Raw genomic sequence first — 21,247 nt, forward strand, 5'->3', positions numbered from 1 at the left:
GCCACCGCCGTGACACCACCCCCCGTCCGAGGACTACGCCCCGACGGCACCATCGCCCGCGAAGGCTCAACCGACCGCGTCCACACCGCCTTCACCCCCGTGGTCGAGACCCTGCGCACCCGCCTCCACCAGGTCTTCGGGCCCCGCATGCACAGCGCCTACCTGTACGGCAGCATCCCCCGGGGCACCGCCGTCCCCGGCGTCTCGGACCTGGACGCCCTGGTGGCCCTGCACACCGACCCCACTCCCACTGACCGGGACCGCGCCCGAGCGCTCCTGGAGGAGATCGACACCGACTTTCCCCAGGTCGACGGCGGCGGGATCCTCCTGGACGGGGTGCCCACACTGACCAGCGAACTCGAACGGCACGACTCCGGGTTCTTCGTCGCCTGCCTGTGCACCCCTCTGACCGGCCCCGACCTGGCCCGGCAACTGCCCCGGTACCGACCCACCAGCCTCCTGGCCCGTGAGACCAACGGCGACCTGCACCTGACCCTGCGCCGCTGGCGTACCCGCCTGGCCGAGGCGACCACCGACGACCAGCTCCGCGCGCTGAGCCGGGGCGTGTCCCGCAGACTCACCCGCACCGGACTCACACTGGTCATGCCCGCCTGGGGCGGATGGACCAGCGACCTGACCCTGGCGGCGGAGGTCTTCGGCCACTACCACCCCGGCCGCCACGAGCAGATGCGCGCCGCCGCTCACACCGCCCGGCACCCCAGCGCCGACCGCGACCACCTGGTCGACCTCCTCGAGGACTTGGCCCCCTGGCTGGCCGAGGAGTACACCGCCACCCACGGCCCCAAGGCCCCCAGGCCCGCGACCCCCCACACCTGAGGAACCCGCCGCCCCCGGTCCGCGGTGCGGCGTGTTCCCCTTCCCCGCGCCAGCAGGGGTCACACCGCCACACGGAGAAGGGCACGGGGGCCGAGGAGGATTCCCACAGGAGCGGTAGTGGCGAACCGAAGCGCATGGGCCTACCGAACGCGCAGGAGGGGCCCATGCCGCGGCCGAAGATCCACCTGACCTGCTCGTACAGCCGTTGGCGCTGAGCACGATCATGGTGCGATCGGCACGAGCGCGCTGACGCGGTTCTCGCACTCGCGACAGTGCTGGGCCGGAACAGCCGGGACACCCTGGCCGCCGTCGAACGGCTGGCCGCGGTCGAGGAGCCGACAGTGCACGGCGAGGAGGCGGTCACGCGCAGGGTGTAGCCCTGGCCTCATCGCACGGTCGCCCCCTCGTCGAGCACGGCCCGCTCGGCAGACTCCAGTTCGGCCGAGCGAAGGAAGTCGGCGACCTTGCGCGGCAAGTCGAGGGGTGACCGGTAACTCCCGGGCGGGAATGTCCTCCTCCACGCCGGTGTGATCGGGTGGAAGGTCGGCGACGGCCTTGCTGGCCTTGGCCCTAACAGCGTGCAGTCCGTCGTGGGTCAGTTCCCGATGGAGGTCGCCGACGGCGGGCGGCGAGGTCCAGCGCGAAGAACGCGCCGTCATGGATGCGCAGGGCCACCTGCTCGCGGTGGTCCCGGCCACCTGTCGTCAAACCCTGTCAGCAATCACCATCGGATCTGATGGGATTCGACCCGCCGCGCCCCCGGATTGCACGGGTTCCTTGGACGCGTCGGCCGCCAGTCGGCAAACGATCATTACCGACAGGCGCCACGGATCTTGAGCGTTGCGCGCCAGTGTCAACGTTCCGGTCTCGGGTCAGGCTGGCGGGTCGGGGTGTATCTGGCGAGCATGGTCTGGACCGCCTGTTCGACGGCGTCGTGGATGTCGGAGGCTGCGGGGTTCCAGTCGGTCAGCAGCATGCGGGGCCACAGGACGTAGTTGGCGATCATGCCGAGGAACTGGTTCGCGGCGCTCGCCGCGTCCGGGACATCAGCGTTGCCCGCCTCGTGCTCGGCTTCCAAGTAGTGCTGGACGGAGGTGAAGTAGGGCAGTTTGCCGAGCTGGAACTGCATCCGTCCCAGTTCGGGGAAACGAGGCAGTTCGGCGATGACGATCCGGAACAGGCCTGTCATGCGGGGCTGACCCATCAGGTCGGCGTAGCCGTGGCCGATGGCTGTCAGCCCGGAGCGCAGATCTCCCGCCGGTGGCCGCGCGGTATCGCTGGCGTCGCGCTGCCAGGACTGCGTGACGATGGCCTCGAAGAGGGCCGCCTTGGTGGGGAACTGCTTGAACAGGGTGGACTTCGAGACCCCGGCCGCTTCGGCGATCCGGGCTAGCGAGGTGCCGTCGTAGCCACGGTCCAGGAACAGTTCTGTGGCTGCGGTGGTGATCGCCGCGCGTTTTTGCTGAGCGAGTCTGCGGTGGTGTGCGGAGAGTTCTGCTGCCATGCGGCCAGTATGCCGCAGACCCGAGGCGAGTCACTTGACTCGCCTCGATAGTCCTGCTTGGGTACGAGAGCAAGGCGAGTCGGTCGACTCGCATCCTATCTGTGGCGCCGGGTGAATTCCGGTAGCCGCGCGGTGGAGGAACAGCTCATGACGATCGACAGGATCGCTTTGGTGACCGGTGCGAATCGCGGCCTCGGACGTGGCGCGGCCATCGCTCTGGCCAAACGCGGGGTGCGGGTTCTGGTCACCCACCGCAGCGATGCGGCCGGGGCCGAGAAGACGGTGGAACAGGTGCAGGCGGTGGGTGGGACCGCCGCTGTTCTCCGGCTCGACATCAGCGACGTCTCCTCTTTCGCGTCCTTCACCTCCGAACTGAGCGAGCAGCTGGAGCGCTGGGGTACTTCGCGGCTCGACATCTTGGTCAACAACGCGGGAGTGGGGATCTTCGCACCGCTGGAGGACGTCACGATCGACGATTTCGACACGGTGATGGGCACCAACGTCCGGGGCACGTTCTTCCTCATCAAGTCACTTGCGCCGCTGCTGGCCCAGGGTGGCCGCGTCATCAACGTCTCGACGTCACTGACCCGCCACACCAGCCCCGCCACCTCGGTCTACTCCGCCTCGAAGGCCGCCGTCGAAGCCTTGAGCCGCACCCTCGCCGCAGAACTCGGCCCGCGCGGAATCCGGGTCAACGCCATCGCCCCGGGGCCGACCGCCACCGATTTCAACGGTGGAGCGATGCGGGACGACGCCGAGATGCGCCAGGGTCTGGCCGGACAGACCGCGCTCGGCCGCGTCGGCGAACCCGAGGAGATCGGCGACGCCATCGCCACGCTGGCCTCCGAGGGCCTGCGCTGGGTCACCGCCCAGCGAATCGAGGTCTCCGGCGGCGCCCTCCTCTGAGCGACCGGTCGAACGGCCTGTAAAGACACAGGCAGCGACGGCCCCGACTCCCTCCCAGCCGGTCCCGTCCACGTCCAGCTCCGGCGCATCAGGTCCAGATCACGATGGCGTTGAGGACCAGACCGAGCGCGCCGAGCTGGTCCTCCATGCCGTCGCGGTACGCCTGGTGGATGGTGCCGTGCTTGCCGGGGCACACATCGCGAGCGAGCTTGTGGCGGGACTCCTGCACGGTGGCGGGATTCGACATGCGTACGGTGCCCCACCGCACGTCCCACCCCAGCGGGTGGGCAGGGTGCGTTTGCCCGTGAGTTCCAGGCGGCTGGGGCGGAAGAACTGTTCCAGGTTGCCCGCCGGCAACTCGTCGGGGTAGCGGCCGTAGCGGGCGATCCGCTCATCGGAGAGATGTTCATGCGACGTGCCCCGAATGTGGGGGCCGCGAACAGGGCAACCCGGCCCCGTCACCGAACCGTTCGCCCAGGACGGCTCTGCCGCCAGATCCTGTGGTAATCATCCTCGACGCCCGCGACTCCCGTGCGGCGTGGGCGTGAGGCGCCAACGCCGCACAGAGCCCCCGTGTGGCCCGCATCCAGCTCGGGTGGGGGCCACACGGCGTGGAAGGCCCCTCGCGGACCCCGTAAATATCGTTTCGTTGGTAACGTTATTTAATAAACGTTACGCAGGTTTCGTGACGAAACAGAACCCCGAAGCCCGGAAATCCTGACTTCCGATAAGTCAACCTTCTAGGAAGTCAGCCCTTCAGGGGCGCCCCAGCTCCCTCCAGGCGCCCAATCCGGCCCGCCAACGTTATTCAGGGCGCCCTCCGACCCGCACAAACGAGACGGGTACACCCCAGGCTGTACTGTCTGGGGTGTACCCGCTAAGTCGGGGTGGTTCTCCCGAACGCCCGGCAACAGGACAAGTAACCCGTGAGTAACTTCGTGGGCGTCCCCAAGGTCACGGATCAGGTGAACCAACCGGTAACCCGGTACCCCTTCGCGATCGTGTGCGGTGTCGACTGACCCCACACGACCCGGAGCACCCTTCATGCGCCAGGAGCCGTCCCTCGAACAACTCGTCGACCAGTGGACCCTCGAAGAGGGCGACCGGGCCCTGGTCGGCAACAAGAGCGGCGCGACTCGGCTCGGGTTCGCGCTCAAGCTGAAGTTCTTCCAGCTCCAGGGCCGTTTTCCTTCCTACGCCGAGGAGATCCCGTCGGCGGCGGTGGACTTCGTCGCCGAGCAGGTCGGTGTGGACGCGGCCCTGTTCGGCAAGTACCCGTGGAACACACGTGTTCCGGGGCGGCACCGGCACCAGATCCGGCAGGAGTACGGCACCCACGCCGCCACCGAGGATGAGGAGGACCAGCTTGCCCAGTGGCTGGCCGACCAGGTGTGCCCGGTGCAGGTCGATCGCACCGAACTCGCCCAGGCCGTGGTCAACCGGTGCCACACCCTCAAGATCGAACCCCCGCGCCCGGGGCAGATCGAGCGGATCGTGGCCTCGGCTGGGCGCCGCTTCGAGGAGGCCTTCACCACCCAGGTCGCTGCCCATCTGGGCCGGGGGGTGTGCGAACGGCTCCAGAGCCGGGTGCTGGGCACCGAGGGCGTGCTGCTGGCCGTGAAGTCCGACCCCGGCCCGCTGGGGCTGGAGACCCTGCTCACCGAGGTCGACAAGCTCAAGACCGTGCAGGCCCTGGGGCTGCCGGACGAGCCCTTCGCGGGAGTCTCGGACAAGATCGTGGCCGCCTGGCGCTCCCGGGCGGCCCGGATGTACCCCTCGGACTTCGCCGAGTGCGCCGAACCGGTGCGCTACACCCTGCTGGCCGCCCTGTGCTGGACTCGCCAGGCTGAGCTGACCGACTCCCTGGTGGAGTTGCTGATCCGGCTCATCCACCGGATCAACGCCCGCGCCGAGACGCGGGTGGAAAAAGAGCTGATCGGTCAGCTGACCGCGGTGCCGGGCAAGAAGTCGATCCTGCGCCGGATGGTGGACGCCTCCCTGGCCCAGCCCGGCGGGACGGTGGCCGAGGTGGTCTTCCCCGCGGTCCCGGGCGGGGAGAAGACGCTGCGCCGTCTGGCCAAGGAGTTGATGGCCACCGAGAAGGCGATGGCCGAGCGGGTGCGCTACCAGCTGCGCGGTTCCTACACCCACCACTACCGGCGGATGCTCTCCCCGCTGCTGGCCGCTCTGTCTTTTGCCTGCAACAACACCGCCTACCGGCCGGTGATGGAGGCCATTGAGCTGTTGGGCCGCTACACCGAGGTCGACCGGAGCGAGAAGTTCTACGGCGCTGCCGAGCACGTGCCGATCGAGGGGGTGGTGCCCAAGGCCTGGGCCGAGGCGGTCACCGACGCCGCCTCCGGTCGGGTGGAGCGCATCCCGTATGAGTTGTGCGTGCTCATCGCGCTGCGCGAGGCGTTGCGTCGGCGCGAGATCTACGTCCAGGGCGCCAGCCGCTGGCGCGACCCCGACACCGACCTGCCCGGCGACTTCGCCGAGAACCGCGACGTGCACTACGCCGCCCTGAACAAGCCGGTGGAGCCGAACGCGTTCGTGGACGGGGTGCGCACCCGGATGCGCCAGGCGTTGGACCGGCTCGACGGGGCGATGGCCAAGGACACCACCGGCGGGGTGCGGGTGGTGACCCGCAAGGGCCAGCCCTGGATCAGCGTCCCGAAGCTGGAGGCGCTGCCCGAGCCCCAGAATCTGCGTGCGCTCAAGGGCGAGGTGCTCAAGCGGTGGGGCACCCTGGACCTGCTCGACATCCTCAAGGACTCCGCACTGCTGACCGGGTTCTGCGAGGAGTTCGCTTCGGTGGCCACCCGCGAGGCGATCCCCAAGGCGGCGCTGCACCGGCGCCTGCTGCTGTGCCTGTTCGCGCTCGGCACCAACATGGGCATCAAGCAGATGATCGCCACCGGCGAGCACGGCGAGGACGAGGGGGCGCTGCGCCGAACCCGCGCCTCGCACATCACCCGCGACAACCTGCGCCGGGCCATCGCCCGGGTGGTGAACGAGACCTTCGCCGCCCGGGACGCCCAGTGGTGGGGCACCGCGACCACGACCGCGTCGGACTCCAAGCGGTTCGGGTCCTGGGAGTCGAACCTGATGACGGAGTTCCACGCCCGCTACGGCGGGCACGGGGTGATGATCTACTGGCACGTCGACAAGGGCCGGGCGTGCATCTACTCCCAGCTCAAGTCGTGTTCGTCCTCGGAGGTCGCGGCGATGATCGAGGGGGTGCTGCGGCACTGCACCGACGCCGAGGTCGAGGCGAACTACACCGACACCCACGGGGCGTCCATCGTGGGGTTCGCGTTCACCGAACTGCTCGGGTTCAAGCTGCTGCCGAGGTTGAAGAACATCGGCGCGGTGCGCCTGTACAGCCCCGACGCCGGCCCCGCGACGTGGCCGAGGTTGGAGCGGGTCCTCAAGAACCGGCCCATCGACTGGGCGCTGATCGAGCGCAACTACGACCAGATGGTCGCCTACGCCACCGCCCTGCGCCTGGGCACGGCCGACACCGAGCAGGTGCTGCGCCGCTTCACCAAGGGCGGCGGCCCCAAGAACCCGGTTTACCAGGCCCTGGAGGAACTCGGCCGGGCGGTGCGCACCATCTTCGCCTGCGACTACCTGGCCGACGAGGCCCTGCGCCGGGAGATCCACGGCGGCCTGGAGGTGGTGGAGAACTGGAACGGCGCCAACGACACCTTCTTCTACGGCAAGGAGGGCGTGCTCACCGGCGCCGACCGCGAGCACGCCGAGATCTCCATGCTTGCCCTGCACCTGCTCCAGTCCTGCCTGGTCCACGTCAACACCCTGCTCCTGCAACGGGTGCTGGAAGACCCCGTCTGGGCGGGGCGGCTCACCCCTGAGGACCGGCGCGGGTTGAACCCGCTGTTTTGGACCCACGTCAACCCGTATGGCCGGTTCGTGCTCGACATGGACAGGCGCCTGGACCTGGCCGTGTGAGGCTTGTGAAAGGGGCCGGTAGTCCTGGGGCTCGCCTCAGGGGCGCGCGGGCTAGGTGCCTAGGTGCTCTGTGGGCGGGTGCGCGGTTCGGGCACGGCGGTGCCGGTCCAGCTGGCGAGGATGGCCAGGGCCTCGGCGGAGGCAGAGTCGGGCTCGGGGGTGTAGATGACCAGTACCTGCTCGGGGTCGCCTTCGACGTCCAGGGACTCATAGCCCAGCGTGAGGTCGCCCACGAGCGGGTGGTGCAGGCGCTTGGTACCGGTGGAGTGGGCCACGACGTCGTGGTCGGCCCACAGTCGGCGAAAGGCGTCGCTGCGCAGGGACAGCTCCCCGACCAGCTCGGTGAGCTGCGGGTCCTGGGGGTGGCGTCCGGCGTACAGGCGCAGCATGGCCACACTGTCGGCCGCGACGCGCTCCCAATCGGTGTAGAGCGCCGGGGCAGCCTCGTCGAGGAAGACGAACCGTGCGAAGTTGCGCTCGCGGTGGGGCCGGGCCTCGAAGTCGGCGAAGAGCGCATACCCCAGCCGGTTGGCGGCCAGCACGTCCAGGCGCCGCCCCTGGACGATGGCGGGGGCGCCGAGGAGGTCCAGGACCCGGTACAGGGTGGGGCGGACCCTCTGGGGGCTGAGGTTTCGTGTGCGGCGGGTGCGTGCCGGTGTGGGTTGGGCCAGGTCGAACAGGTGGGTGCGTTCGGCCTCGTCTAGGTGCAGGACCCCGGCCAGCGCTGAGAGCACGGTTTCGGAGACGCCCTTGGCCTGGCCCCGCTCCAGGCGGATGTAGTAGTCGACGCTGACCCCGGCCAGGGAGGCGACCTCCTCGCGGCGCAGTCCCGGCACGCGGCGGGTGCCGGGCTGCGGTTCGAGGCCGGCCTGTTCGGGTGTGATCCGGGCCCGGCGGGTGCGCAGGAACTCGCGGATCTCGGTGCTGCGGTCCATGGGTCCACCGTACGTCGGGGCCCCCTTCTCGCGGGGACCGTAAAGGGGTACTGGCAGACCCTTGGAACAACGGTGCCCCCTACGGGCCCCCGTGCGGCGGAGTCGGGTGGTTGCCTGGATACAGGGCTCAACGCCCTGGTCAGGAACCCGCCCCCTCGCACCCGCAGAACAAGGATCAGCTCTCATGGCATCGAAGTTGACCGGAACCGTCGCCCTCGTCACGGGCGCCAGCAGCGGTATCGGCGCAGCCACCGCCCGCCTGCTCGCCCAGCACGGCGCCCAGGTCGCGCTCGTGGCCCGCCGCAAGGACCGCCTGGACGGTCTGGTCGCCGAGATCGAGCAGGACGGCGGCACCGCACTGGCCGTCGAGGCCGACATCACCGACCCGGGCCAGGCCCGAGCCGCGGTGCAGCAGAGCGTCGACCGGTTCGGCCGGTTGGACACCCTGGTCAACAACGCCGGGCTGATGCTCCTGGGCCCGGTCGTGGGCGCTGACCTTGGGGAGTGGGAGCGCATGATCGCCATCAACGTCCAGGGGCTGCTCCACACCACGCACGCCGCCCTGCCGCACCTGCTCCAGGCCGCGCAGGAGGGGCCGCGCCGGGTCGCCGACATCGTCAACATCAGCTCCATCGCCGGCCGTCAGGCCAGCAGCGGTTACGGCGTGTACAACCTCACCAAGTTCGGTGTGAACGGCTTCACCGAGTCCCTGCGCCAGGAACTCACCCAGAGCCACGTGCGCGTGGGCGTCCTGGAACCGGGGGCGGTGGAGTCCGAGCTGGTCTCGCACAACAACGCCGAGGTCCGCTCGACCATCGAGCCCTTCCTGGAGCGGACCGAGATCCTCACCGCCCACGACATCGCCGACGGGGTGGCCTACATGGTCACCCGTCCCCGCCACACCGCGGTGGGCGAGCTGTGGATCATGCCCACCGAACAGGCCTGACCTTCACCCGCACACCACACAGGGCCCCGGGGGGCCTGGAAGGAAGCACCTCATGAGCAAGGTCATCTTCGTCACCGGCGCCGGCCGCGGCCTGGGCACCGACATCGTCCGCCAGGCCCTCGCCCAGGGCCACCGGGTCATCGCCACCGGCCGCCGCCCCGAGAAGGTCCAGCAGACACTGGGCGGACCCCAGGACAACCTGCTGGTCACCAAGGTGGACATCACCGACCAGGAGGACGCGCGCGCCGCCGTGCAGGCCGCCCTTGACCGGTTCGGCCGCATCGACGTCCTGATCAACAACGCGGGCAACTTCATCGCCGGGTACTTCGAGGAGATCTCGCCCGAGCAGATGCGCGTCCAGATCGAGACCAACCTCTTCGGCCCGATGAACGTCACCCGCGCCGTCCTTCCGGTGATGCGCGCCCAGCGGGCGGGCCACGTCATCACGATCTCCTCCTCGGCCGGGCTGATCGGCCAGGAGTTCTGCGTGGCCTACGCCGCCTCCAAGTTCGCCGTGGAGGGGTGGATGGAGTCGCTGCGCTATGACGTGGAGCCCTTCGGTATCCGCACCACCCTGGTGGAGCCCGGCTTCTTCCGCACCGAGCTGCTGGTGGAGGCCTCCACCAGCTGGGCCGAGCTGTCCATCGACGACTACGCCGAGCGCACCGCCGCGACCAAGGCCCAGTGGCAGTCCATGAACGGCCAGCAGAGCGGGGACCCCGCCAAGCTCGCCCGGGCGCTGGTGACCCTCGCCGACCAGGAGCAGCCGCCGCTGCGCTTCGTCGCCGGCGCAGACGCCATCGCGGGTGTCCAGGCCAAGGCCCAGGAACTGGCAGAGCAGGCCCAGGCCTCCCGCGAACTGGGCGGGAACCTGAACCTGGACGAGGCCACCGCCTGAGCGCCCCCTGATCGCCACCACCACAAGGAGAACACGATGAAGCACGTATCGCTGGGCGGCCTCGACGTCTCCCGCATCGGCCTGGGCGCCATGACCATGGCCGGCACCTACACCACGGGCGCGGCGCTCGACGACGCCGAGTCCGTCCGCACCATCCACAGGGCCCTGGACCTCGGGGTCACCCACATCGACACCGCCGAGATCTACGGTCCTTTCCACAGCGAGGAGGTCGTCGGTAAGGCCATCAGGGGACGCCGCGACGAGGTCGTGGTGGCCACGAAGTTCGGACTGGTCTCCCACTCCGGTGGTGGCCCCGGCGTGGTCGACGGCAGCGCCGACAACGTCAGGGCCGCGGTCGAAGGCTCCCTGCGGCGCCTGGGCACCGACCACATCGACCTCTACTACCAGCACCGCGTCGACCCCGACACGCCCGTCGAGGAGACCGTGGGCGCCCTGGCCGAGCTGGTCGAGCAGGGCAAGGTGCGCCACATCGGGCTCTCCGAGGCCGGTGCCCGGACGATCCGCCGCGCGCACGCCGTGCACCCGGTGTCCGCGCTGCAGACGGAGTACTCCCTGTGGACCCGCGACGTCGAAGAGGAGATCCTTCCGCTGCTGCGCGAGCTCGGTATCGGATTCGTGCCCTACTCGCCGCTCGGGCACGGCCTTCTGACCGGGCGGATCCGCACGGTCGAGGACTTCGCCGACGACGACTGGCGCAAGACCAACCCGCGGTTCATCGGCGAGAACTTCGACCGCAACCTGCGCATCGTCGACGAGGTGCAGGCCATCGGCGCCGAGATCGGAGCGACCCCCGCCCAGACCGCGCTGGCGTGGCTGCTGACCCGCGGCAGCGACATCGCCCCCATCCCCGGGACCCGGCGGGTCTCCCGGGTGGAGGAGAACACGGCCGCCGACGGCATCGAACTCAGCGCGGACCAGCTGGAGCGCCTGGACAACCTCACCCCGGCCTCGGGTGAGCGCCACAACGAGGAGAACATGGCCCGCATCGAACGCTGAATGCTCTGGCCATCCGCACGGGTCCGGGGCCGCCGGTTGAGGCGGCCCCGGCCTGTTTCACCGGTCGGTGGTGAGCGCCTCCAACGCCCGGGTCTTGTCCGCGTCGGTGGGCAGGGTGTAGCGGCGGGTGGTGTTCAGATCGGCGTGTCCCATCAGCTCGGCCACCAGGACCACGTCGACCGGTGCGGTGGCGAGTTCGCCGCGGCCCCAGTGCGCACACGACGGTGTTCGCGGCCCGGGTCGACAGCGCCCCGCCGTCGCGGTTGCGGATCGGCCTCCGGGGAGGATCGGTCCGGATTTTGGCGGTAGCACCTCCGTAACTCTCGTGACTGAGCGTGCAACCCTGCGGGTGTCCAACTAACGATCATTTCTCAGACAGGTGCCCCGAACGCCGCCGGAGGGCGCCGAACCGGGCCTGAGGGTGTCAGAAAAACGTGTTGAGAAGTCGGACTGTTCATCTATTCCAAGGGCACCATTTTTCGTACACTTGGGGGATGGACTCCGCCCTCTCGCTCCCGGATGATCCGCTGGCCCCCGAACCCGCCCGCGGCGGCGGGGCGCTGGTCGGCTACGCCCGGGTCTCGACCCAGGGCCAAAAACTCGACCGCCAGCTCGCCGCCCTCGAAGCCGCCGGGTGCGCCAAGGTCTTCGCTGACAAGAAGTCCGGCCGTGACGCCGAGCGCCCCGACCTCAAGGCGTGCCTGGCTTATCTGCGCCCAGGCGACACCCTGGTCGTCCCCGCCCTGGACCGGCTCGCCCGCTCCCTGGCAGACCTGATCACCCTGGTCGGCGACCTGCGCCGCGCCGGGATCGGCTTCCGCTCCCTGCACGAAGCGCTGGACACCACCACGCCGGGTGGGCGCTTGGTCTTCCACGTCTTTGCCGCCCTGGCCGAGTTCATCCGCGAACTCATCGTCCAGGGCACCAAGGAAGGCCTGGACGCTGCCCGCGCCGCCGGAAAACGCCTGGGCCGCCCGCCAGCGATGACCTCGGAGCAGATCCGCCACGCCCGTGACCTACTCACCCGCCCCGACAACTCGGTGGCCTCCATCGCCCGACTGCTCGGAGTGTCCCGCTCGACCTTGTACAAGCACGTGCCGGAGCTGTCCGGTGGTCGGGCCGCGAAACAGGTCGGTGCAGGTCGGTAAGTGCGACGAAACTCCAGCAAATAAGAGGAAATCAGCGAAATGATTGAAGAGGGCCAGGATCTGCGCCCTGGGTGATCGCCTTGAGGTGGTTGGTGTCGAGATACTCTCTCAGGTATTCGATTTTTCCGTCGCGGATGTCCAGCATGAAGGCTACGCGATTGTCGTATGCGCGGCCGTCAGGGGTCCTTCCTCCGGTGCGGATCTCGACCGCGGCGTGGGCGCCTTCGGCGAGGATGCTGTCGATGTGGACGTAGTGATCGCGGGTGACCGAGGCAGCCAGCACCGACATCAGCTGGTCCAGCTCCTCCACCCGGTACCGTCGCGCCAGGGAGAACTCGTCGGTACGCCCGAGGAGGTGCCAGTAGGCGCCTGCGGAGAAGTTGCCCAGCGCCTCGCGGTGGCGGCCGGTCGTGAGATTCTCAATAAAGTCTCTTGCGATCCGGCGTGTTTCTTCAGTCGGCATCTTCATGTTTCCTTCGTGGTGTTGACCTGTTGTCAATGAGTATGTGGAGTTGCCGATCCCGGGATCGCAGTGTCTTGTTCCCAAACTTGTGCACTGTGTTCGGCCCGAGCAGGGCGCTGACCGTCTCTACACGCGCTTTTGTCGGGCGTTGTGCTCCTGTCTGTCCTTGGGGGTGATCCCTGATGCTGTGGCGGTCAGCGCCACGGAGCGGAGCCGGTCACCGAGGTCGGGCATCTGGTGCGCGGTGATGACTTCGTCCGCGCCGACGGCGTGCGCCAGATCGTCGAGGTAGCGGGCGACCTCGACGGCGTCGCCCACGGCGGTGTAGTGCATGAGCCTGTCGATCTGGGCCCCCACGGGCCCGCTGAGGAGCTCGTCCGCGCTCTTGTCGTCCAGGCTGGCCCCGGGGCGCACCATGCCCGCGGCCGCGGTACGGCGGATGGAGAGGAAGGCCTGGTGGGCGGCGTCTGCGGTGTCTGAGGCCACGACGTTGGCCCCCACGATCAGGTAGGGCTCCGCCAGGTCAGCGCTGGGACGAAAGCCCTGCCGGTAGGTGTGGGCCGCCTGTTCGAGCATGTCCGGAGCGAAGTGGCTGGCGAACGCGTAGGGCAGGCCCAGTTTCGCGGCGAGCTGCGCTCCGAACAGCGAGGATCCAAGGATGAAGAGGGGGACGTGGGACCCGGCTCCGGGGATGGCGTGGGCATCGTCGGGCAAAGGTGCGTCACCGAGCAGGCGTTGGAGTTCCTGGACGTCCTGCGGGAAGCGGTCCGCGCTGGCGCGGGAGCGGCGCAGGGCCTTCAGCACCCGGGGGCTGGCGCCGGCGGCGCGCCCCAGTCCCAGGTCGATCCGGCCGGGGTGCAGGGCTTGCAGGGTCGCGAACTGCTCGGCGATGACCAGGGGGGAGTGGTTGGGGAGCATGATCCCGCCCGCTCCCAGTCTGATGTGGGTGGTCTGTGTGGCCATGTGGGCGATAAGGACCGCCGTGGCCGAGGAGGCGATGGCCGCAATGCTGTGGTGTTCGGCGTACCAGAGGCGGGTGTAGCCCGAGTTCTCCGCCTGGCGGGCCAGGGCGACGCTGGCGGCGAAGCTGTCGGCGACGTTCTGGCCGGGCTGGATCGGTGCCAGGTCCAGGACTGAGAGCGGACGGGACATGGGCGTCCTTTCATTGAGATGTGCGGGTGGGCCGGTCAGTGCAGGCCCGCCGCGGGCGCGGAGCCGGTGGTGGCGGAGGACCTGACGGTGAACGACAGGAGCGCGGCGGCGCCCGCCAGGACCGCTCCCACCAGGAAGGCGGCGTTGATCCCCTCCATGGCGGCGGTGGCTGCGCCCGCTTGCGCGGACTTGGAGGCCGCAGCGGTCATCACGGTGATGAACAACGCGGTTCCGGCCGCGCCGGCGAGCTGCTGGAGGGTGTTCATGATGGCGCTGCCGTGGGAGTACAGCTCCGGGGGAAGCGAGCCCAGGGAGGCGGTCATCAGCGGGGTCATCACCAGGCCGAGGCTGATGTGGAGCACGATGTGGGTGGCGATGACCTGTGTCAGCGAGCTGGAGCCGTCCAGCACGACCATGCCGCCGAGGGCGAGCGCGATCCCGAAGGCCCCGGGGATGACGAGCGGGCGAGGACCGACCCGGTCAAAAGCACGTCCGACGAACGGGGCGACCAGGCCCATCGCCACGCCGCCTGGCAGCAGGATCAGGCCGGTCTGGAGCGTGTCCAAGGCACGCACGTCCTGCAGGTACAGGGGCAGCAGGATGAGTGTTCCGAACAGCGCGGACATCGACACCATCATCATCGTCAGGCCCACGGTGAAGGTGCGGACCCTGAACGGGCGCAGGTCCAACAGCGCACGGCCTCCGCGCTGCAGGACGAGCTGGCGCCACACGAAGAGCCCCAGGGTGAGCACGCCGACCACCAGCACGCCCGTCGCCACCGCCGAGCTTGCGGACCCGGCGCTCTTGCCCAAGCTGCTCAGCCCGTAGACCAGGCCGCCGAACCCGAGCGCCGAGAGGATCAGCGACAGCACGTCCAACCGGGTGGGTGTGCGTGTGGAGAAGTCCTTGACCATGACGGCGCCGACGACGAGGACGATGATTGCGACTGGGAAGACCGTGATGAACATCCATCGCCACCCCAGCGAGTCCAGGACGAACCCCGAGTAGGTCGGCCCGACCGCGGGCGCCACGGCGATGACGATGGAGATCAGCCCCATGGTCCGGCCGCGGCGCGAGACGGGGACCAGCGTCATGACCGTCGTCATCAGCAGTGGCAGGACGATCGCGGTCCCCGCCGCCTGGACGATCCGTCCGGCGACGAGGAGGGGGAAGGTGGGCGCGATCGCGCAGAGCGCGGTCCCCAGGGTGAACAGCGCGAGGGCGGCCACGAAGACGGTCCGCGTGGCAAAGCGCTGGAGTATCAGGCCCGTGGTGGGGATCACGACCGCCATGGTGAGCAGGAAGCCGGTGGTGAGCCACTGCGCCGTGGCCGCCTCGATCGAGAACTCGGCCATCAGCGTCGGCAGCGCCACACTCATGATCGTCTCGTTCAGGATCATCACGAAGGCCCCTGCCAGCAGGAGGCCCAGTACGAGTACGAGCTCGCGCGGTAGGCCCTGTGATGCTGCGGGGGTGTCCTCAACGGACTCCCCCGCAGGGCGCTTTTGTCCCAGCATGGGTGATTCCTTACTTGGTGTCTGACATCCAACAGTCGGCAGCCTACGCCCAATTTGGCAGTTGCTGTCAAATATGCGTGTTGCTAGCATAGGTGCATGTCAACGTCACCCGGACTTCGCGACCTCACCCGCCGCGCCGTGCGCGACCAGATCCTCGCGGCCGCCGAGGACCTCTTCAGGGAGCAGGGATACGACCAGACGACGGTGGACGACATCGCCGCTCGCGTCGGCATGTCCCAGCGGACCTTCTTCCGCCACGCCGGCAGCAAGGACGAACTCGTGCTCGCCAGCCGCGTGCAACTCGGGGAGGAGATGGTCCAGATCCTCAAAGACCGCCCCGGGGACGAGGACCCCTGGGTGTCCCTGCGCCACTGCCTGGAGGTCTTCGTCGCACAGCACCGCGACCCCGCGGCCCGCGAGCGCGCCCAGCTCACCGGATCCATCATCGAGTCCAGCCCCACGCTGCGGGCCGCCTACCTGGAGAGGATGGAGGTCGTGCAGCGCCGCATGGCGGACGTCCTGCGGGCCAGGTCCGCTGAGGGCACCCGAACCCCGGTGGCGCGCGGCCTGGTCGGGGCGGCCTTCGCCGCCCTGGGCGCAGCCACCGAACGCTGCCTGCAGCCCGACGAGTCAGAGGACTTCGCCGCAGAGCTCGACCACGTGATGGCCTATCTCACGCCGCAGGGCCTGACGGACCGGCCGCGACTGCGGGACTGAGCCACCGCATCGAACAGTCCGAACCGCCCCCCCTGCCGATCCGCGTATCGGTACCCGCTCCGCTCCGGGGCCCCAGGCGGCCACCGGACAGAACACGAAGGAACCCAGATGGCACCGGCAAGCACACGCGTCAGCATCATCGGCAGCGGCGACATGGGGTCGGCTGTGGCCCACCTTGCGGCCTCAGCGGGGATGGAGGTCTTCCTGAGCAACTCGCGCGGCCCCGACAGCCTCAAAGACCTCGCCTGCACGCTCGGCCCCCGCGTCCACCCCGCCTCCACCCAGGAGGCCATCGAGGCCGGGGAGATCATCGTCATCTCCATTCCCTTCTCCCGGTATCCGGTTCTGCCCTGCGGCCTCTACCAGGGCAAGCTCGTCATCGACGCCACGAACTACATTCCGTTCCGGGACGCCGCCACGACCGATGAGCTGACCGCAACCCCCAGCGAAGTGCTCCAGCAGCACCTCGCGGACGCCAAGGTCGTCAAGGCGTTCAGCAACATCTACTCCGGGCACCTGCGAGCACTGGCCCGCCTCACGGGAGCCCCCGACCGCAGCGCGCTGCCCGTCGCTGGGGACGATCCCGCGGCGAAGACGCGGGCGGCGGAGTTCCTCGACCGGATCGGATGGGACGCGGTGGACGCCGGCCCGCTCTCTCGCTCGGTGTTGTTCGACGTGGGCACGCCGGTGTTCGTCAATGCCTACATGGACGACCCCAGCGGGAGCGACGAAGAGTGGGGGAAGCGGATGACCATCGATCCCGGCCGCCCTTTGGGCAAGGAAGACGTGAGGCGTCTCCTCTGAGCGTGCGGCCGAACCGCACAGGCCCGAGCCCACCCCCGAGAGGATCTGTCCTGCCCCCCCCCCCCCCCCGCAAACCCGACTGCAGCGGCGCCTGACCTGCGAGGTCACCTACCCCTGCCCGCCCGCGCGCCCTGGGCCTGGGAGAGGGTTCCTGACTGCCCTCGAAGTTACTCGCCGGTTACTTGTCCTGTTGCCGGGCCTTCGGGAGAACCAGGCCAAGTCATCGGGTGGCTACCGGCTGCTGCCGGGCCCCTGAGGCGGCCGCGCACGGGCCCCAGTGGCCGGTCAGGGCGTCACGACGATCTTGCCCCGCACCCCGCCGCGTTCGAGCCTGTGGTGGGCCCGGGCGATCTCGTCCATACCCAGCACGGCACTGACCACCGGCGTGATCGTGCCCCCGTCCACCAGAGCGGCGAGCTCCTCCAACTCCCCCGCCGACGGGTCGTTGCTGAACGCGCTCAGTCGTGTGCGCCGGTCCAGGCTCCCCACGGCCACCCACACAGCCGCCCGGATCGGTCGACTCGGATCCAGCGCGAGCGGGAACAGTGTGCCTCCGCGATCCAGCCGACCACGCACCTGACCCATGTGCGTGCCGACCAGATCGACGATCACATCGAAACGCCCCAGGTCCTCCACCCGGGTCTCACGGTGGTCGAAGGTCTGCGAAGCACCCAGTTCACGCAACCAGGGAAGGTGGGCGGCCCCCGCAAGCGCGGTGACACGCGCACCGAGGGAGGCCCCGAGTTGCACGGCGACCACCCCCACACCCCCGGCCGCTCCACGCACCAACAGCCGCTGCCCCGCACCCAGACGCACCCGACGAGTCAGGGCGTGCAGCGCCGTCGTGCCCGAAGCAGGCAACGCGGCGGCGTCCTGCGACGAGACCGAACGCGGTGCCGCGGCGACGCGCTCCTGTGGCACGACAACCGACTCGGCGATGGCCCCGAAGGTGCCGTGCGGCATCACCCCCCACACCACATCGCCGACCACCGCCCGGGTGACAGACGGGCCCACCTCGCCGACCGTCCCCACGAAGTCGACACCCGTCCCAGCGGGAAGACGCTGGCGCAACACACGGCGCAGCCGCCCCGCGCGAATGGGAACCTCACCACCGCCGACAGCGGCGGCGGACACCTCCACCCGCACATCGGTGGCGCCCACCGGGGGCGTGGTGAGACCGTCGACGACGGCCAAGACCTCCGGCCCCCCGTAGCGGTCGTAGCGGACTGCGCGCATGATTCCTCCTCGTGCGGGGAAGTCCCCGCCGTGCCCTTGGGTTGCCACCGGTGGCGACCGGTGACAGAAGTGGGCAACCAGCCCTCGCCGACCACCCATCCCGACGACGGCGAAGTGAGACGACCCATGGCCCAGGACACGCAGATCCACCCCGAAGCCGAACCCCGGGAGCTGCGACAGGACGCCCAACGCAACCGACTCCGCGTGCTCAGGGCCGCCCGGACGGTCTTCCGCGACCGCGGCCTGGAGGCCACCCTCCAGACCGTGGCCCACCACGCCGGAGTCTCGGCCGCCACCGTCCACCGGCGCTTCCCCGGCCGCGACGCCCTCGTTGAGGACCTGGCCGCACAGGCCGAACAGGAACTGGTGGAGCGCTTCAGGGAGCTGACCCGAACCGTCCCTGCCGACCTGGCGTTGGAGCGCGCCCTACGGATCGTCGCAGCCGAGACTGTCGCCACGCGCGCGTGCACTCCGGACCACCGGGAACGCTTCGCCGACCGCGCCCACGCCCTCGACGAGCGCCTCCACCAGGAACTGCACCGGCTCCTGGTGCGTGCACGGGAAGGCGGTCGGATCGCGGTGACGGTCACCGCCCAGGACCTGAGGCTGGTCACCGGCGCCGTCACCGCGGCCGTGACCGCCGAACCGGACACACAGCGCGCCAACTGGGCGGCCCAGCGGGTGGTGACGCACTTCGTGCGGTCCTTCCGCACCACCGACTGACCTGGTCTGGCGCACGTCGGGGCCCTCGGTGGGGTGCGGGGCAGGGCTCCCCCCTCGTGTCACGGCCTTGCTTTCAGGTGTCCCTGCTGGATGCCGGGGCTTCGGGGGAGTCGGGAACGTTCCCCGTGGCTTCGGCACTGGTTCCGGAGGCGGATTCGGTGGCCAGGCGCTCGGTCTCGGCGTCGTGGGCCCGGCCCGCCTCCGTCACGGCGGCCGCCCTGCGCGCCCGCTGGTCACCGGCGGTGAGGAACACGGGGTACATCGCCATGACCAGAATCAGCGCGACCATGATCCACAGGGCGTACCTGTCGATCAACAGGACGATGTCCACTCCCGCCTGTCCCGAGGAGAAGCCGATGTAGGCCACCGTCGAGGTGACCATCAGGGCCCCCAGGACGTCCATGAGCACGTAGGTGCGCAGGCGCATCCCGCTGGTACCGGCCAGGACACAGACGATCTGGCTCGGCACCCCGGGCAGGTAGGCGAAGACGACCAGGACACGCAGGACCCAGGGGTTCATCGCCCTGAGGCGTTCGGCGAAGCGCTGTGCCCGGTCGGTTGGTGCCAAGAAGCGGAGGATCCGCACCCCCCAGTGGCGCCCCAGCCACCAGAAGAACCAGTTCAGCTTGACCTTGCCGACAACGCCGGCCAGCACGATCACCCACAGGGTCCCCTGACCGACACCGGCGAAGGCCCCGCCCGCGCCGATCGCGGCGTAGCTGCCGGTGATGGCGGCCAGGAGCACGGGATGGTCCGCGATCAGCAGAGGTCGCAGCGGGATGGTCAGAGTCAGCAGCAGAGGCAGGCCGATCATGAGGCCGAGCAGGATCCTGTCCTGTGTCCGGGGCCTTCCGTCCCAGAGCCTCATCGCCCTGAGGTGTTCCCTGCTCAGCTCCTTCTCCCGTAGCTCCCAATCCTTCAGAGCATCGTTGATGGCTTCATCGCGAGTGGGGCGAGAACTGCCTGAGGCATCCCGCTGGGGGGCGGCGTTCGCGGTCATGGCAACACTCTGCCCTGCGGGAGAGCCCCTTTGGTAGGTGCCGGAGCCATACAGAGGCTGTTCCACCAGATGACGGCGTTGAGGGCCAAGCCGAGCATGCCGAGCTGGTCCTCCATGCCCGAGTCGGCTCCGGAGATGTGGGTGAAGTCCGCGGGCAACCCGGGGCGCTCGAAGACCTCCAAGAGCAGTTCGGGGAAGTCCAGGCCAGGAGTGCTCATAAGCGGTCCTGGGGCGGGTCAGGTACTCGGGTGCGCAGGCGGGATCGACGTTGAGCTGTTCGGCTGCGAACCCGATCACCTCGCTTGGGACCTTCAGCGGGGCCAAGCAGGCCTTGAGCTCCGGGCGCTGGGCGTTCTTGCCGGAATTCTTGTCGGCGAAGACCTTGGCGCACCCCGCGGCTTCGAGGGCGCGGAGCTGGCGGTCGAGCTTCTGCTCTCGGGTGGAGACGCGGGCCCCCGCCGCCGGACGCCGGCGCGGGGGCGAGGGGGCGGGGAGTGCGAGGGTGGTGTCCATCCCCCGAGTGCACGAAAAACGATGCTCTCGGAGTAGATGAACACCAGAAGTTTCCAACGCGTTTTTCCGACACTCTCGGGTGCGGTTCAGTGCCCTCCGGAGCCGCTCGGGGGGCCTGTCGCAGAAATGAACGTTTGTTGGACACTGAAGGCCGGATTATCCGGGGCCGGACTGAACGTGTTGACCGGAAAACAGGGGCCTGCTCACTGTGGTTCGGCCAGGCGGGTGACACGGTCGGTGTGGACGTCGAACCCCAGGACCGGATGACCGCAGTCGCCTTCGGGATCCATCAGGACGGGTTTGCCCAGGCGTTGGCCGATCGCTGCGAGAAAGCCGCACAGGGTGTCCAGTCGTTCCTGCCCCTGGAGTTCGCGCAGGTCCACGTCGAAGTCGATCTCGTCCGTAGCGTAGAAGCGGAAGATCGCGAGCGCCCCGCCACTGGGCCGCACCCGCAGCTCGGGGCACTCGGCGTCGGCGGGGCGGGACAGCACGGTCCGTGCCCGGGGCAGGGGGGCCGCGGCGCCGCCTTCGGAGTACTGGTACTCCCACCCGCGCTCGACGACCAGGTCGAGGAGAGTCTGCCAGTCGTTCACCGCGGTGTTGGGGACCCGCAGGTCTGGCAATGAGCCCATGGTGTGGGGGTCGAACAGGTCCTTGACGTCATCCCAGAGCAGATCGGCCATCTGACCATGCTGGCACCCTGCGCTGAGTGTGGAGAAACGGATGGTTTCCCAGAGCCCCGGCCCGTGTCACCCTGGCTCGAGTCGGCTGGTCCGCCACCCGCCCTGCCCATGCCCTCGGACCTGCGCGAGTTCTTCACCCGGATCGGTCACAACGCTGTGGAGGTGGACAATCGGTTCTGCTTCGGCATCAACCAAGGGCTCCTGGAGTACTCCGCAGGACGCCGCGAGGACCTCAGGCAGGTGTACAAGGCTGACGTCATCGCGATCCGGGGCGGC

At 69.2% G+C, this 21,247-nt stretch carries 19 protein-coding genes and 2 pseudogenes; 10 read left to right on the top strand and 11 right to left on the bottom strand.

Going from position 1 to position 21,247, the window contains the following annotated elements; genetic code table 11:
- Positions 1–9 precede the first annotated feature (9 nt).
- Complete coding sequence (locus KBX21_RS01760; RefSeq protein ID WP_210840789.1) at positions 10–837, top strand: nucleotidyltransferase domain-containing protein; 828 nt, start codon at positions 10–12, stop codon at positions 835–837.
- An 853-nt stretch (positions 838–1,690) separates the two neighbouring features.
- Here the strand turns inward: KBX21_RS01760 and KBX21_RS01765 are convergent.
- Positions 1,691–2,341 (bottom strand): TetR/AcrR family transcriptional regulator, encoded by a 651-nt coding sequence (locus tag KBX21_RS01765; RefSeq protein ID WP_210840790.1) that lies wholly within the window; start codon positions 2,339–2,341, stop codon positions 1,691–1,693.
- Positions 2,342–2,488: 147 nt separating this feature from the next.
- On the opposite strand from KBX21_RS01765, the gene KBX21_RS01770 reads away from it, so the two are divergent.
- Entirely contained in the window at positions 2,489–3,247 is a 759-nt protein-coding gene (locus KBX21_RS01770; protein ID WP_210840791.1) for an SDR family NAD(P)-dependent oxidoreductase, read from the top strand.
- A 94-nt stretch (positions 3,248–3,341) separates the two neighbouring features.
- Here the strand turns inward: KBX21_RS01770 and KBX21_RS01775 are convergent.
- Positions 3,342–3,479, bottom strand: a pseudogene (locus KBX21_RS01775) (Tn3 family transposase); the annotation flags it as partial.
- Between the two features lie 812 nt (positions 3,480–4,291).
- On the opposite strand from KBX21_RS01775, the gene KBX21_RS01780 reads away from it, so the two are divergent.
- The gene (locus KBX21_RS01780; RefSeq protein ID WP_210840792.1) at positions 4,292–7,219 is read left to right on the top strand and encodes a Tn3 family transposase; all 2,928 of its coding nucleotides are present in this window, start codon (positions 4,292–4,294) and stop codon (positions 7,217–7,219) included.
- A gap of 59 nt (positions 7,220–7,278) precedes the next feature.
- Here KBX21_RS01780 and KBX21_RS01785 read toward each other — a convergent pair whose 3' ends face one another.
- A complete protein-coding gene (locus KBX21_RS01785; RefSeq protein ID WP_210840793.1) occupies positions 7,279–8,154 on the bottom strand; it encodes a helix-turn-helix domain-containing protein in 876 nt (291 codons plus the stop codon).
- A 184-nt stretch (positions 8,155–8,338) separates the two neighbouring features.
- On the opposite strand from KBX21_RS01785, the gene KBX21_RS01790 reads away from it, so the two are divergent.
- The 4 genes from KBX21_RS01790 (at position 8,339) to KBX21_RS01810 (ending at position 12,163) form a co-directional block, all read left to right on the top strand.
- Positions 8,339–9,100 carry an SDR family NAD(P)-dependent oxidoreductase gene (locus KBX21_RS01790; RefSeq protein ID WP_210840794.1) on the top strand — a complete coding sequence of 254 codons (762 nt, stop codon included), beginning with the start codon at positions 8,339–8,341 and terminating at the stop codon, positions 9,098–9,100.
- A gap of 52 nt (positions 9,101–9,152) precedes the next feature.
- Positions 9,153–9,998 (top strand): SDR family oxidoreductase, encoded by an 846-nt coding sequence (locus KBX21_RS01795; RefSeq protein WP_210840795.1) that lies wholly within the window; start codon positions 9,153–9,155, stop codon positions 9,996–9,998.
- A 36-nt stretch (positions 9,999–10,034) separates the two neighbouring features.
- On the top strand, positions 10,035–11,015 hold the full coding sequence (locus KBX21_RS01800) for an aldo/keto reductase (RefSeq protein WP_210840796.1): 981 nt from the start codon (positions 10,035–10,037) through the stop codon (positions 11,013–11,015).
- Between the two features lie 494 nt (positions 11,016–11,509).
- On the top strand, positions 11,510–12,163 hold the full coding sequence (locus tag KBX21_RS01810; protein ID WP_247665035.1) for a recombinase family protein: 654 nt from the start codon (positions 11,510–11,512) through the stop codon (positions 12,161–12,163).
- Between the two features lie 31 nt (positions 12,164–12,194).
- Here KBX21_RS01810 and KBX21_RS01815 read toward each other — a convergent pair whose 3' ends face one another.
- The 3 genes from KBX21_RS01815 to KBX21_RS01825 all read right to left on the bottom strand — a co-directional run bounded on the left by KBX21_RS01815 (position 12,195) and on the right by KBX21_RS01825 (position 15,295).
- Positions 12,195–12,626: a nuclear transport factor 2 family protein gene (locus KBX21_RS01815; RefSeq protein WP_210840797.1), complete on the bottom strand. Its 432-nt coding sequence runs from the start codon at positions 12,624–12,626 to the stop codon at positions 12,195–12,197.
- A gap of 126 nt (positions 12,627–12,752) precedes the next feature.
- Positions 12,753–13,778 carry an LLM class flavin-dependent oxidoreductase gene (locus tag KBX21_RS01820; RefSeq protein WP_210840798.1) on the bottom strand — a complete coding sequence of 342 codons (1,026 nt, stop codon included), beginning with the start codon at positions 13,776–13,778 and terminating at the stop codon, positions 12,753–12,755.
- Positions 13,779–13,813: 35 nt separating this feature from the next.
- The gene (locus KBX21_RS01825; protein ID WP_210840799.1) at positions 13,814–15,295 is read right to left on the bottom strand and encodes an MDR family MFS transporter; all 1,482 of its coding nucleotides are present in this window, start codon (positions 15,293–15,295) and stop codon (positions 13,814–13,816) included.
- Between the two features lie 96 nt (positions 15,296–15,391).
- Between KBX21_RS01825 and KBX21_RS01830 the strand changes: the two genes are divergently transcribed.
- Together KBX21_RS01830 and KBX21_RS01835 are read left to right on the top strand one after the other, a co-directional pair.
- Positions 15,392–16,012, top strand: coding sequence for a TetR/AcrR family transcriptional regulator (locus tag KBX21_RS01830; protein WP_210840800.1), 621 nt, complete (start codon positions 15,392–15,394; stop codon positions 16,010–16,012).
- Positions 16,013–16,120: 108 nt separating this feature from the next.
- Positions 16,121–16,816 (top strand): NADPH-dependent F420 reductase, encoded by a 696-nt coding sequence (locus KBX21_RS01835; protein WP_210840801.1) that lies wholly within the window; start codon positions 16,121–16,123, stop codon positions 16,814–16,816.
- 285 nt (positions 16,817–17,101) lie between these two features.
- Here KBX21_RS01835 and KBX21_RS01840 read toward each other — a convergent pair whose 3' ends face one another.
- Positions 17,102–18,052 carry an NADP-dependent oxidoreductase gene (locus tag KBX21_RS01840; protein ID WP_210840802.1) on the bottom strand — a complete coding sequence of 317 codons (951 nt, stop codon included), beginning with the start codon at positions 18,050–18,052 and terminating at the stop codon, positions 17,102–17,104.
- A 126-nt stretch (positions 18,053–18,178) separates the two neighbouring features.
- Here KBX21_RS01840 and KBX21_RS01845 point away from each other — a divergent pair, with 126 nt between their 5' ends.
- Positions 18,179–18,775, top strand: coding sequence for a TetR/AcrR family transcriptional regulator (locus KBX21_RS01845; RefSeq protein WP_210840803.1), 597 nt, complete (start codon positions 18,179–18,181; stop codon positions 18,773–18,775).
- Positions 18,776–18,848: 73 nt separating this feature from the next.
- Here the strand turns inward: KBX21_RS01845 and KBX21_RS01850 are convergent, their stop codons facing one another.
- The 4 genes and pseudogenes from KBX21_RS01850 to KBX21_RS01865 form a co-directional block, all read right to left on the bottom strand.
- On the bottom strand, positions 18,849–19,643 hold the full coding sequence (locus tag KBX21_RS01850) for a DedA family protein (protein WP_210840836.1): 795 nt from the start codon (positions 19,641–19,643) through the stop codon (positions 18,849–18,851).
- A 128-nt stretch (positions 19,644–19,771) separates the two neighbouring features.
- A complete protein-coding gene (locus KBX21_RS01855; protein ID WP_210840842.1) occupies positions 19,772–19,993 on the bottom strand; it encodes a hypothetical protein in 222 nt (73 codons plus the stop codon).
- A gap of 151 nt (positions 19,994–20,144) precedes the next feature.
- A pseudogene (locus KBX21_RS01860) lies at positions 20,145–20,288 on the bottom strand (recombinase family protein); the annotation flags it as partial.
- Between the two features lie 203 nt (positions 20,289–20,491).
- Positions 20,492–20,971 (bottom strand): hypothetical protein, encoded by a 480-nt coding sequence (locus KBX21_RS01865; protein WP_210840804.1) that lies wholly within the window; start codon positions 20,969–20,971, stop codon positions 20,492–20,494.
- Between the last annotated feature and the right edge of the window lie 276 nt (positions 20,972–21,247).

The organism is Nocardiopsis sp. B62 (assembly GCF_018070675.1).
Lineage (GTDB): Bacteria > Actinomycetota > Actinomycetes > Streptosporangiales > Streptosporangiaceae > Nocardiopsis > Nocardiopsis prasina.